The 12,922-nt window shown below is 46.5% G+C and carries 9 protein-coding genes and 1 pseudogene; 5 read left to right on the forward strand and 5 right to left on the reverse strand.

Annotated features, from left to right (window positions below; all coding sequences use genetic code 11):
- Positions 1-72 precede the first annotated feature (72 nt).
- Positions 73-876, reverse strand: a pseudogene (locus QUB13_RS26905) (DNA sulfur modification protein DndB); the annotation flags it as partial.
- 172 nt (positions 877-1,048) lie between these two features.
- Between QUB13_RS26905 and dndC the strand changes: the two are divergent.
- The 3 genes from dndC (at position 1,049) to dndE (ending at position 5,553) form a co-directional block, all read left to right on the forward strand.
- Positions 1,049-2,734, forward strand: a complete 1,686-nt coding sequence (gene dndC / locus QUB13_RS26910) for a DNA phosphorothioation system sulfurtransferase DndC (protein WP_333387256.1) — start codon at positions 1,049-1,051, stop codon at positions 2,732-2,734.
- Positions 2,735-2,865: 131 nt separating this feature from the next.
- The gene (gene dndD, locus QUB13_RS26915) at positions 2,866-4,863 is read left to right on the forward strand and encodes a DNA sulfur modification protein DndD (RefSeq protein ID WP_333387321.1); all 1,998 of its coding nucleotides are present in this window, start codon (positions 2,866-2,868) and stop codon (positions 4,861-4,863) included.
- A gap of 288 nt (positions 4,864-5,151) precedes the next feature.
- Complete coding sequence (gene dndE, locus QUB13_RS26920) at positions 5,152-5,553, forward strand: DNA sulfur modification protein DndE (RefSeq protein WP_333115652.1); 402 nt, start codon at positions 5,152-5,154, stop codon at positions 5,551-5,553.
- Between the two features lie 82 nt (positions 5,554-5,635).
- On the opposite strand, the gene thiD is transcribed toward dndE, so the two are convergent.
- The gene (gene thiD / locus QUB13_RS26925) at positions 5,636-6,454 is read right to left on the reverse strand and encodes a bifunctional hydroxymethylpyrimidine kinase/phosphomethylpyrimidine kinase (protein WP_333387259.1); all 819 of its coding nucleotides are present in this window, start codon (positions 6,452-6,454) and stop codon (positions 5,636-5,638) included.
- 59 nt (positions 6,455-6,513) lie between these two features.
- Positions 6,514-7,425, reverse strand: a complete 912-nt coding sequence (locus QUB13_RS26930; protein WP_333387262.1) for a hypothetical protein — start codon at positions 7,423-7,425, stop codon at positions 6,514-6,516.
- A 231-nt stretch (positions 7,426-7,656) separates the two neighbouring features.
- Between QUB13_RS26930 and QUB13_RS26935 the strand changes: the two genes are divergently transcribed.
- Positions 7,657-8,436, forward strand: coding sequence for an MBL fold metallo-hydrolase (locus tag QUB13_RS26935; protein WP_333387265.1), 780 nt, complete (start codon positions 7,657-7,659; stop codon positions 8,434-8,436).
- 163 nt (positions 8,437-8,599) lie between these two features.
- Here the strand turns inward: QUB13_RS26935 and ftsZ are convergent, their stop codons facing one another.
- Positions 8,600-9,871, reverse strand: coding sequence for a cell division protein FtsZ (gene ftsZ, locus QUB13_RS26940; RefSeq protein WP_194008792.1), 1,272 nt, complete (start codon positions 9,869-9,871; stop codon positions 8,600-8,602).
- 378 nt (positions 9,872-10,249) lie between these two features.
- Positions 10,250-11,158: a cell division protein FtsQ/DivIB gene (locus QUB13_RS26945; protein WP_333387269.1), complete on the reverse strand. Its 909-nt coding sequence runs from the start codon at positions 11,156-11,158 to the stop codon at positions 10,250-10,252.
- A gap of 338 nt (positions 11,159-11,496) precedes the next feature.
- Here QUB13_RS26945 and QUB13_RS26950 point away from each other — a divergent pair, with 338 nt between their 5' ends.
- Positions 11,497-12,828, forward strand: coding sequence for an ATP-binding protein (locus QUB13_RS26950; protein ID WP_333387272.1), 1,332 nt, complete (start codon positions 11,497-11,499; stop codon positions 12,826-12,828).
- Positions 12,829-12,922 lie beyond the last annotated feature (94 nt).

The following is a 12,922-nucleotide window of genomic DNA, read 5'->3' on the forward strand; positions in this document are numbered from 1 at the left end:
TACACGTTGTCTACGCCGAACGCGAGTCAAAGTCTTTTGAGGTAAGGGTTTTAGGCTTATTCAGCAAGCCCTAATTATAGCTGCCGAGCATTCTGATAAATTACAATCTTTCAGCTCGTTATTCGGATCGTTAGCAAAAGCGCAACTGACAGCCTTTGCGACATAATTCATTGTATATATTCGCTTTTCTTTAGATGAGGGAGAACCTTTAACTTTCTCTGTCTTGCCCTGAAAAATTGGCACTTGTTCAATTAACTGTTTGCAAATACCTATTCGCCCTTCCATTTCGCCAAAGGACAAGAGTAAAGATTTATCCAGCGCTTTTGTTTGCGCCATATCCCTAAAGTCTCTTTGACACTGATTTAAGTCGCCTTCTAAAACTAGCGTAATTGGGAAATCATTATCTCCAATTAACTCGCCATTAGCACTCTCAATCAATTCGTGAATCGCTCGCTTACGGTGCTGTCCGTCGGTAATATCTAACTTAACACCACGAGGGATAACTACTAAGCAAATACCCCGACTTAGTTCGATAATTTCAATCTTCTCTGGATCGACATTTGCAGTGAGTGTACCCACAATCCAGGGTTGGTCTTTTCTAACGCGCTTGAGAATGTAGTCCTTGACTTCCTCAGCATGGCCCTTAATCTCTGGACGGTTTTTACCAGACTCAGGCTCGTTATTTGTAGAAGGTTTTGCTTGAAGGAGAGTAGGTAAGTCATCAGCAGACACGTTAAATTGTACCATTTTTCGCTTTCCATGCTGAAAGATTAGGCCCGGATAGCACTTCTTACGGTGGTACTTGGCGAAGTACGGCTCAAGGAATTCATCTAGTCGCTGGTTGAGTTCTGGCTGATTCGAGCTGTCATTAGGCATAGCTTGTAAATTAACTTAAATGTTAACCTTTAATTATAAATCATCACGGGGTATAGTAGTTAGGCAGACCATTACGCTCAAAGCTCAACGATAAAAGGCACACAATTATGTTGCGTCACAGGGTGGAATTCACAGCACAAGTGTTGATGCTTGGCAATAGGAGATTAATAAAATGACACAAGCTCAGCAGATGCCACTATTCCCACCGCGCAGCGTTACTGAGTTAGTGGATGATGTAGAAAAGTTAACTCAAGAAATTCAGGATTTGTATTGTAGCGATGAAATTCCCTGGGTTTTAGGCGTATCTTTTGGAAAGGATTCGAGTGCAGTATTGCAGTTAATATGGAATGCGATCGCAGCACTCCCACTGGAAAAACGCACAAAAACAATTCATTTAATTACAACAGATACACTGGTTGAAAATCCGATAATTTCTATCTGGGTTCGCAATTGTATTAAACAGGTTAAGTTAGCAGCTAACCAGCAAAAAATGCCTGTTGAACCCCATCTGCTTCATCCTTCCGTTCAAGAAACATTCTGGGTATGCTCAATTGGGAAAGGCTATCCAGCACCTCGAAATGGATTTCGGTGGTGTACCGATCGCATGAAAATTCAACCTGTTAACGATTTTATCCGTGAAATGGTTAGATCCCACGGTGAAACTATTGTTGTTTTAGGTACTCGAAAGGCTGAAAGCAGCAAACGCGCTGCAACAATGAAAAAGCATGAAGCAGGTAGAGTGCGCGATCGTTTGAGCCCTAATTCTCGTTTAATTAACTCTCTAATTTATACGCCTGTGGAAGACTGGCGGGATGATGAAGTTTGGCTTTATCTAATGCAGTATCCTAACCCTTGGGGAGGGGACAATAAAGATTTGTTTACTATGTATCGCGGTGCGACAGCAGATAACGAATGTCCTTTAGTTGTTGATACTTCTACGCCTAGTTGTGGAGATTCTCGATTTGGCTGCTGGGTTTGTACAATGGTAGACCAAGATAAGTCTATGCACGCAATGATTTTGAATGATGAAGAAAAAGAATGGATGCAGCCACTCCTCGATATTCGTAACGAATTAGATATAAAAGACGATCGCCCAAAAAGAGACTTCCGACGCATCTACGGTAGAGTAGAACTGTTTGAACGCAACATGGGCGACGACAAAACCTCCGTCGAACCCATCCCCGGCCCGTACACCAAATTCTGGCGGGAACACTGGCTGAGACGAGTTTTGGAAGCACAAACCCACATCCGCAAAACCGCACCCGAAGAAATGCGCGACATCACCTTAATTACCCCGGAAGAACTTAGCGAAATCCGCCGCATTTGGTTGGAACAAAAGCACGAATTTGACGACAGTTTGCCCCGGATTTACGAAGAAGTCACGGGCGAACCCTTTGAAGATTCCCGTCCCGCCGCCGAAAGAAAACTCCTAGGTAGCGACGAATGGACTGCGATTGAAGAAATTTGCAGCGATGACAAAATGCACCTCGAATTGATGGCTAAACTCCTCGACACAGAACGCCAATACTACACAAAACCCCGCCGTACAGGTATTTACGCCGATTTGGACAAGTGTTTTGAAACCAGTTCGCGATCGCAGGATGAAGCTATTGGTAACGCCCACTATCAACGCAACTTAAAAACAGCGGTGGAAGCTGTTAAAGCAAATCCGACTGAGAACATTCAGCAAGTCAAAAGTGCGATCGCCCAAACCAACACTTCTGCCAAAAATGATACGGCAGATATTGCCAAACTCAAACAAGAACTCGAAAGCAACAGCAGTGAAGGCAGGCAATTGTCTTGGGCGGATCTTAAATATTCAACCCCAAATTCAGAAGAGGGAAATAGCAAAGATTAGGTCGAATAATGTCGATCGGGCGATCGGGCTTACCCGCAGTCCGCCGGGGATTTCAATCCCTGTCGGACTCTCCGACTGTCGGACAAATCGATCGCGCTTACAAACACTCATCCATCTCAACAACATCTACAATGCAATTCCTCGAACTCGTCCTCAAAAACTTCGGCCCCTACACAGGCATCCAAACCATCAATCTCCGCCCCGAAAAAGACGGAAATCCTTCCCCAGTCATCCTATTTGGCGGCATGAACGGAGGCGGCAAAACCACCCTTCTAGACGCCATTCGCCTCGCCCTATACGGCGGCCGCGCCCAATGTTCCACCAGAGGTAACTTAAGCTACAGCGACTTCCTCAATCAATCCATCAACCGCCACACTCCTGCATTAGAAGATACCCGCGTAGAATTGATTTTTGAACAAGTACAAGACGACAAATTAACTCAATTTAAAATCGTTAGATACTGGAAAAAACTAGATATTAAAGATAGCCTCAGTATTCTCATCTACAGCGAAGTAGTCAACGATTGGTGGTCGGACAAAGCAATTACCAACACCTGGGACGAATACATCGAAACTCTTTTACCAGTCGGCATATCCAATCTATTTTTGTTTGATGGGGAACAAGTAAAAGAACTCGCAGAACTCGAAACACCGCCGGAATTTGTAATCGGGGCGATTAAATCTTTGTTAGGCTTAGAATTAGCAGAACGCCTAGCCGTCGATTTAGAAATATTAGCCAGTCGCAAGCGGAAAGAAATTGCAGGCAAAAAAGACTTGGCCGCTTTAGAAAAAATTGAACAAACTTTTCAGAAAATTACGGCTGAAATAGAGTTAGCTAAAGAAAAACAAGCTAGCTTAAAAAACGAATTAGATAAAGCTGAAACAAACCAGAAACAAGCATCTGAGAAATTCATTTATCAAGGTGGGAAAATTGCAGCCGATCGCAGTAAACTAGACCAACAGCTAAACGACTACACATACCGGGCAGAAACAACCCGCAAAGCCATGATGGAATTGGCATCAAATACGCTACCACTAGCCCTAATTTCGCCCCTGTTAACTGCAGCCAAAACCCAAGCAGAAACCGAAGCCAGCCAACAGCAAGCACAAATTGCCCAAAATGTTATCCAACAAAGAAGCGATCGCCTCCTGAACTACATCGCCGAAATCTCATTAAATCCCCAACAGCTAGATCGAATACAAGACTTCATCCGCCAAGAAAACCGAGAACTCGAACAGCAAGCAGCCCCAGACAGCCCGCCCTGGCTGAACGCCGACAACAACAGCATCCAGCAACTAGAAAACCTGCTAAGCTACCAAATCCAAGCCCAGCAAACCCTAGCGGCCGAAAAAATCGCTGAAATCAAAAACATTGAAACCGAAATCGACTTCACCGACAGACAAATCGCCGCCGCCGCCTCCCCCGAAGCCTACGAAAAACTAGAAGCAGAGGTGAGGAATGCTCAAAAATCAGTTGCAATTGCAGCCGCCGCCCACGAATCAACCAACAACCGCATCGCGGAATTAAACAAAGAATTAGAGAAAACCCAGAAAGAACTAGAAAGCTACAGCAGCGAATACATCACCATCAGAAACAGCCAACACGTCATCGGTTCGATCGCCAAAGCGCAAGCTACCCTCAAACTATTTAAAGAAAAACTCACCCTCAAAAAACTCAACAAACTCGAAATAGAAATTACCGACTGTTTTCGCTACCTCTTGCACAAAACCGACTTGGTGCACAGAGTTGCGATCGACACTGACACATTTAGCCTCTCCATTTACGATCCAGAAGGCAAACCTGTACCGAAACACCGACTTTCTGCCGGTGAAAAACAATTATTGGCGATCGCCTTTTTGTGGGGATTAGCCAGAGTATCCGGGAGACAGTTACCAGTCGCGATCGACACTCCCCTGGGCCGCCTCGACTCCTCCCACAGAAACAACCTAGTCGAACGGTATTTTCCCTCAGCCAGCCACCAAGTCATCCTGCTTTCTACGGACACGGAGATTCGCAAAGTAGAATATGATAAGCTGCAAGAATTAGAGGCGATCGCCCGCAGCTACCTCCTCAACTACGACTCGGCTAAACGCCAAACCACCGTCGAACCCGGCTATTTTTGGGATTAAAAAATCGCGCCAAAATTTTCCGCAACCCCCTTGACTTTTGCCGGGGAGTTGCGGTACTATATATATCATAATGGGATGGTTGCGAAAATTTTATTTTTGCAACCATCCCATTATATTAGGATATATCCTATTACAATTAGAATACCAAAAAACGCTGAATATATCAAGTCCGCGCCGTGTAAAAAATTGTTACTTTTAGTTTTTCAACTCTGTCAAAAAAGGTAATTTGAGAGGCTGAGCTTCCTAGATATTAACACTCTTTACAAAATATCAAAACACTCTCAACCTATGGAACCACCAGTCGATCGCATCCTTTTATCCCAAACAGCCAAAGACCAACTGTCAAAACTCAAACGATCGACTAAAATTGATCGCTGGAACGTGCTGTGCAGGTGGGGGTTTTGCCGATCGCTCGCCGAGCCCAGCATACCATCCCCAGTGCCAATTAAGAGCGACAGCAACGTCGAACTAAGCTGGGATGTTTTTGGCGGCGACATGGCGGATATTCTGATAGTTGCCCTCAAGCAGCGGTGTCACCAAGATAATTTGGGCACGGAAAAGGAAACTCTAGCTAAACAATTTCGCCTGCACTTGCATCGAGGTATTGGTTATTTAGCTGGCGATCCGAATCTTAAGAAAATAGAAGATTTGGTGGCGATCGCTCTTTCGCCTGAAAAATTAAGAAGTTAAACGAACCGCGAAGGCGCTAAGGGCGCGTTCGGCGAAGCCGTTCCCGTAGGGTAGGAAGAAAGAGAAGGTAAGAGTTCACAATTTACTTCAGTAAAAGTGGGAAAAAATGACCCACGGGCCCCTGGCCTTGTCCAATATCTAAAGCATATTTCAGAGCATTGGTAACATAATTTTTAGCCAATGTTACTGAGGTAAATAAATCTTTACCTAATGCTAAGTTAGCGCAGATCGCAGCACTCAATGTGCAACCAGTCCCGTGGGTATTTCCAGTCTCAACATTCTCAGTTTTCAACACTTCTAACTGCATACCGTCAAACCAAACGTCAATCCCGCGCAAATCTCCAGCCATCCCGCCGCCTTTGACTAAAACAGCTTTTGCGCCTTTGCGATAAATCTCTTGCGCCGCCGCTTTCATATCATCTAAAGAAACAATCTGTAAACCGCTCAAAATCTGGGCCTCAAACCGATTCGGAGTCACCAAAGTTGCCAAAGGAATCAAATTATCCCGCAAAAATGCGATCGCCCCATCGTCAATGAGTCGATCGCCCGATCGAGAAACCATCACCGGATCGACAACCAAATTCCCCATCTTCAAACTCTCCACCTGCGAAGCCACCACCGCCATAATCTCCCGATTCAGCAGCATCCCAGTCTTCACAGCATCCACCCCAATATCCCCAACCACCGCCTCAATTTGAGCCGCCACAGCCTCCGCAGCCATCGCGTCCACCCGCATCACTCCCAAGGTATTTTGAGCCGTCACGCAAGTCAGGGCACTCGTACCGTGGACGCAGTGAAACGCAAAAGTCCGCAAATCCGCCTGAATCCCGGCACCGCCGCCGCTGTCTGAACCGGCGATCGTCATTGCAACTGGTATTTTTGATTTCTTGATTGCCGGCATAATTATCTCAAAAATTAACAACCCATAGAAATCTTAAATCAGATTTTATTGTTACGGTTTTATTCAATTACCGCTTCAGTCAATCCCAGAATTTTTTGTGCTTGTTCAGTTATCCCAAATAGGCGATCGCCATGACAAAAAATTTCCCAAGCACGAATTCCCATAAAACCAATACCAGCAACTGCCAACGGTACCGCAGCAGCGCCTAAAACTCCTGCAATGGGAGGAAATATCATGCAAAGCGCTAACAAAATTCCCGTAATTGCACCGCCAGCAATACCAGCTTTAGCAGTATCTGCAGCCACTTGTTCGATTAATTGGGACTGAGTAATTTTGCCTTCAACACACAGCAGCGAGTTTTCTAAGATCGAAAATACTAATTCAATTACTGCTGCTGCGATCGCCCCTTTTGCTACTGCCCCAACGATTTCGGCAACCGCCGCCTTAAAAGCAGCAGCCTCTAAAACTTGCTTAGCGGTTGCTAATTCTTCCGCCGTCATGTCTTTACCACCGCGAGCGCGATTCACCCAAAAATATTCAAAAATCCCGTTAGCAGCTTCGTTTCCCCCTCCATTAACGCGGGCTTGAATATGACTCCAATCTTTATCTAGACAAAAGTCGCGAATTGCTTCCGGGCCTCTGGCGCGAATTTGGGCGGGGATGGATTCAAATACTTTTGCGGTTTCTAGAACATTTCGCATTCCGTCACGCATACCAGCCCTAGCAAATTTGAATTGCAGATTTTTTGGCAAGTTTTCAAAACGGATGTTGTGCGAGACTTTGAAAGCTTCTTGAGCGGCGATCGTCCCAGCACTAACAATTGAACTTGGTGCTGATTGTACCCAAGCCGTTACTGCAGTTGCACTTTCTTGAACTTTACCTGATATTTCGTTATCTAAATTTTGGATATCGGCAACAGTTTGTTGCAGTTTAATAGTGATTAAATCTAGCGGATTCAGATTGATTTCCATTTCGATCCAGCTTACTAAGTCCTAATTTTTAATATAACATTCCTCTAAGCCTGAGTCTCTAAGTGTCATATAAACCCTCGAATTAATCATCTTTGCAACCGCAGATAGACGCAAATCAACGCAGATCGATTTCCTACTCTTATCATATCCGCGTTCATCAGCGCTCATCCGCCCCATCTGCGGTTGCAAAATTAGCTATTATTAAACCAGTGTAAAGAATTATTGCAAACTATGAAACTCACCCGCATCGACCTCAACTCCTGGATCTTCCACATCGCCGGCCAAACCATCCTCGTCGATCCGTGGCTAATCGATCCCCTGGTATTTTACGGTCAACCCTGGCTGTTCACCGCCTACCACAACACCCCCGTCGCCTTCACGCCCGACACCTTACCGCCGATCGACCTTATCCTCATTTCCCAAGGCTTAGACGACCACTGTCACAGACCAACACTCGAAAAGCTCGATCGCACCATTCCCGCCATCGCCTCCCCCACCGCCGCCAAAGTCCTCAGCAGTTTGGGATACACCAATATCACATCTTTAGCCAATTGGCAAGAGTTTAAATTTAAAGAATTATTACAAATAATCGCCGTACCCGGAGCCGAAATCCAGCCGGGACAAGAAGAAAACGGCTATTTGTTAAAAGATTTAAACAGCGGCGAGACACTTTATTACGAACCGCACTTACCGCCCTTAGAAAAAGTCAAACAGAAAATAGACACGGTAGACGTAGCCATCGCCCCCGTCATCGGTCAAATCTTCCCATTCCTCGGACAAGTCATCATCGGCCCCAAAGAAGCCCTCAAACTCGCCGAAACTCTCAAACCGAAGTTTTTCTTACCGACAACTGCAGGAGATATCCGAGCCACCGGTATTTTACCAATGTTAGTGCGATCGATCGGCAGCATCCCCGAATTTCGCGATTTACTTGCAAAATCCGAACTCTCCACCCAACTCCTCGAACCAGAACCCGGACAAACCCTAGACATTTTAGATTTTAGATTTTAGATTTTAGATTTTTTTGGATTTTAGATTTTTGATTTATTCCAAATCCACAATCTCAATAGATTGTAGATTTTAGATTTTTTTGAGGGGAGATTTTTGATTTATCCCAAATCCCAAATCCCCATCCCAAATCCACAATCCCAAATCTAAAATCCACAATCTAAAATTATTTTGGTGGGCGACGGTTACGCAAAAACTCAGGAATATCTAATCCCAAATCTTGCGGTTTAATTTTCGTATCCTGCGTCTGTTGAGCAGGAGTCACAGGCACTGTTGCAGCCCGCCAAGGAGCATTCACATTTTGAGTGCGCCCCGGAACGGGAGGAGGCGGAACTTCTCCCGAAAAACCAGTAGCGATCACAGTAATCTTAATTTCTCCCTGAAGCCGCTCGTCAATCACCGCTCCAAAAATAATATTCGCATTCGGATCGACCACTTCGTAAATCGTCTCAGCCGCTGCATTCACCTCATGCAGAGTCATGTCAGTACCGCCAGTGATGTTAAACACCACACCTCTAGCGCCCTCAATAGACGAAGCTTCCAGCAGCGGCGAAGAAATAGCCTGCATCGCAGCCTCCCTAGCCCGCGACTTGCCCGAACCCACCCCGATGCCCATCAACGCCGAACCCGCATCTGCCATTACAGCCCGCACGTCGGCAAAGTCAACGTTCACTAAACCGGGAATCGTAATAATGTCAGAAATACCCTGAACCCCTTGGCGCAGGATATCGTCAGCAACTCGAAAAGCTTCTTGCACCGGCATTTGTTCCGAAATCACCGACAGCAGCTTGTCGTTAGGAATCACGATCAATGTATCCACCCGGGTTTGCAAAGCTGCAATCCCTTCCTCAGCTTGGCTGGTGCGCCGCCGTCCCTCAAACGTAAAAGGCCGCGTAACTATGCCCACAGTCAACGCGCCCATTTCCTTGGCTACTTCAGCGACAATCGGAGCCGCACCCGTGCCCGTACCGCCGCCCATGCCGGCTGTGATAAACACCAAATCCGCGTGATTCAAAGCATTAGCAACTTCGTCGCGAGATTCTTCGGCTGCTTTTTGCCCGATCGCCGGATTTCCTCCAGCACCCAAGCCGCGCGTCAACTTTTGTCCGACTTGCAAGCGTTTGGGAGCATTTGACAGCACCAGAGCTTGGGAATCGGTATTCACGCACCAAAACTCGACCCCAGAAATCTCGCTAGCAATCATCCGGTTAACGGCGTTGCCACCACCCCCGCCAACACCAATTACTTTGATTCTCGCGGCACTGCTGGGCATTATGTCTTTGGGATTCACCATAGGATCGATATCAATACTATCTACATTTACATAACCAGACTTGCGTCTAAACGGATTGGCGGAATCGAGAGCCACCGGAAAATTTTTCACTTCTTCCGAAGGGGGACTGTCTTGGTCAGACCCCTGTCTATTATTAAGCTTCATTAGAGTCGGGGATAGTAGATTACAGCTTTTTAACTTAACTAAACGCCAATTCACATCAACTATAGGCTAAAGTTGCCGAAAAACTAACACAGTTCGAGGCTGAATGTTAGCAATCTCGGATTTTGCGGAGTGTCGATCGCCCGTACCTCGCCCCTGGCCCATTCCGGCGCTCGTGCCTTCGGCATTTGTAGGGCTTTGCAGACGAACAAAAAATCGATACTAGCCGGAGACGCTTCTTGAGGGGAAAAAAATCCTGATTTTTTTTTCCTAAAGGGGCCGAATCAAACAATTGTCCCTATGTCAAGCCCTGCGTATCTATCCAGAGCGGTAAAAATTCTGCCGGATGACAGATAGTTTCTACCTTCTGTTGACAGAAAATCAATTCTGACCGCGAGTTGGTGGGGGACTTGCACTCTCCAAACTAGGGGGGGGTTCTGGCAAGTGGACGATCGGCGCTGCTGGATTTTTTAAGTCAATGTAGGCTATTTTGCTCGAATCTAGCTGTTTTGGCAATTGTCGCATTCGGTCTAAAACTTTCAGTTGAGTGCCTGTCAAGGAGGAACTGTAAGGCCCTAAGTGTACGGTACCGATCTCTGTTTTCAAGATCAAGTTGCTGGGGTCTTGCCAATCTATCTCAAAAACTTTCACAGTCAAGCCGCTTAGTCCTTGGTAAAACTTCGGCCAAGAGGCGCGATACTTTTCCAAAGGCCCGATGACTTTTAAAGTTGGCAAAAAATGCTGGGGCTGCCGGACTCGATCGCTGCCCGGTTCGATCGAACTATTGTGCGATCGCGCCGCTGCAGTATAGCTCTCCAACGGCATCCAACCTCCGCGAGCGTCCAGCCATCCCACTTTTTCCTTGTCGCTTTTGGATCTCAACATCGCCGTCGGCTGCGCCACCGCCACCGGCAGCCTTTCTGCCACTTCCACAGTCAAAGAAGGTGGAAACAAGTTACGAGTCACCTTTGCTTTGGCTATAGGGCCTGTTAACTCCATTTTTTCGGCCAGCGCCTGCGGTTGAATCCCCCACAACGACTGCGGGTAAGAAAGCGGCACCAAAGAGCGCACCGCCTTGTCTGAGAGCCACTGATTGCCCTCCACATTCACTTGTTCCGATCGGGCAATTAACCAAGTTGGCTGCGCCATCCACCACAACAAAAATGAGGCCATTGAGCTCGCAGCCAGGGTTTGCCACACCAAAGCCACCGCTCGATCGCGACGGAGGCGTCGCAACTCTTGGCGTCGGCGCCCTAACTCTGTTTGAGAAACCGCTCCAAAATTAGCCATCTACCTCTTGACAATTTAGTAATTAAGGATTAGCACAAATTCAAAACTGTTTAATCTCGCGCACTGCAGACCCTTTCTCCCCTACCATTTAATCAGATCCCCGCAAAATTACCCAGAACGAGTGCCAATCTCCGTAAAATCACTTATCCAGCTAGGTAATTAAAATTGCTTAATTAAAAATTCCCAATTCCCGCGCCGCCATGTTGATTAGCAGATAGAGGTTGTTTGGGTATTTAGGGCATTACCCCACAGGGCAAAAGGTGACAAATCAAACTAAACTCAAGGCAAGAAAGTTTAGACTTTCGATTAACTTTTATCACTTTTAGTCGGCTTGAATTGTGATCGCACTCGAATTAGACAGATTTTATAAAGCCTGCAACCCGAGCAAGACCCTCGTCGCGGGAGACCCTGGAGACTATCAATACTACATTGATTTTGGTTCCGTGCGCGGTGGCAAAATCATTGAATCTTTACAGCGAACAATTACCCGGATCTCCCCCGACGAGCCAACCTGTCAGCTATTTACAGGACATATCGGCTGCGGCAAATCTACCGAATTGTTTCGACTCAAAGCTGAACTCGAACAAGAGGGTTTTTGCGTTGTCTACTTCGAGTCTTCCCAAGACTTAGACATGGGGGATGTAGATATCAGCGATATTTTGCTGAGCATTGCGCGCCAAGTCAGCGAAACTATGGAAGCGGCCAAAATCAAACTCAGACCGAGCTATTTTTCTAATTTGTTTGCAGAAGTGGCAGAATTTTTGCAGACTCCGATCGATTTGTCAGCAGAAGCCGAGTTATCTGTAGGCATTGCTAGAGTTACTGCTAAAACTAAAGACTCTCCCAAACTGCGATCGCAACTCAGACAATATCTCGAACCCCGCACCAACAGCATCTTGCAGTCGATCAACGAAGAACTCCTCGACAGAGCAAATGCCGAACTCAAACACAAAGGCAAAAAAGGACTCGCAGTCATCGTTGACAACCTCGATCGCCTCGACCCCTCCCTCAAACCCAGCGGGCGCAGCCAGCCAGAATACCTCTTTTTAGACCGCGGCGAACAGTTAAAAAAACTCAATTGCCACGTCGTCTACACGATTCCCCTGACTTTGATTTTTTCCAACGACTTCGGCCGCCTCGCCAGTCGATTTGGAGTCAAACCCAAGGTAATGCCGATGGTACCGGTGCTCCGGCGATCGGGCGACGACCACAAGGAAGGAATGGCACTGCTGCGACAGTTAGTCTTAGCTAGAGCTTTCCCCACAGTCGATCCCGCTCAACGCATCGATTTAATTTCCAAAGTCTTTGATTGTCCCGAAACTTTAGACCGGCTCTGCAGGATTAGCGGCGGTCACGTTCGCAATCTACTGATGCTTTTGTATAGCTGTTTGCAGCACGAAGACCCCCCCTTCTCTCGCGAATGTCTCGAAGACGTCATTCAAGAATATCGCGACGATCTTCTCGGAGCTATTAATGACACAGAATGGGAATTACTGTTTCAAGTTGTCAACCGACAAAGTGTAACCGGCGAAGAAGAATCTCAAATCTTGTTGCGAAGTATGTTTGTCTTTGAATACCGCGATTTAGAAGGTCGGTGGTTTGGCATCAATCCAGCTTTAGCAGAAACCAGAAAATATCAAGAATGGCAGGAGCGCGATCGCCAAAAATAGTTGGGATTTTGGAGATTGCTTCCCAAATCTCCAAGCCCTCCCCCGCGAGGGATATATCAAGTTTTTAACTTCTCATTCACCGTTCAAAACTCCC

Origin of the sequence: Microcoleus sp. B4-D4 (assembly GCF_036705185.1) — a bacterium.
Classification (GTDB): Bacteria; Cyanobacteriota; Cyanobacteriia; order Cyanobacteriales; family Microcoleaceae; genus Microcoleus.

Excerpts from the sequence above, each read along its gene's own strand:
- dndC (WP_333387256.1), top strand. The coding sequence starts at position 1,049 with ATGACACAAGCTCAGCAGATGCCACTATTCCCACCGCGCAGCGTTACT.
- dndD (WP_333387321.1), top strand. The coding sequence starts at position 2,866 with ATGCAATTCCTCGAACTCGTCCTCAAAAACTTCGGCCCCTACACAGGC.
- dndE (WP_333115652.1), top strand. The coding sequence starts at position 5,152 with ATGGAACCACCAGTCGATCGCATCCTTTTATCCCAAACAGCCAAAGAC.
- thiD (WP_333387259.1), bottom strand. The coding sequence starts at position 6,454 with ATGCCGGCAATCAAGAAATCAAAAATACCAGTTGCAATGACGATCGCC.
- QUB13_RS26930 (WP_333387262.1), bottom strand. The coding sequence starts at position 7,425 with ATGGAAATCAATCTGAATCCGCTAGATTTAATCACTATTAAACTGCAA.
- QUB13_RS26935 (WP_333387265.1), top strand. The coding sequence starts at position 7,657 with ATGAAACTCACCCGCATCGACCTCAACTCCTGGATCTTCCACATCGCC.
- ftsZ (WP_194008792.1), bottom strand. The coding sequence starts at position 9,871 with ATGAAGCTTAATAATAGACAGGGGTCTGACCAAGACAGTCCCCCTTCG.
- QUB13_RS26945 (WP_333387269.1), bottom strand. The coding sequence starts at position 11,158 with ATGGCTAATTTTGGAGCGGTTTCTCAAACAGAGTTAGGGCGCCGACGC.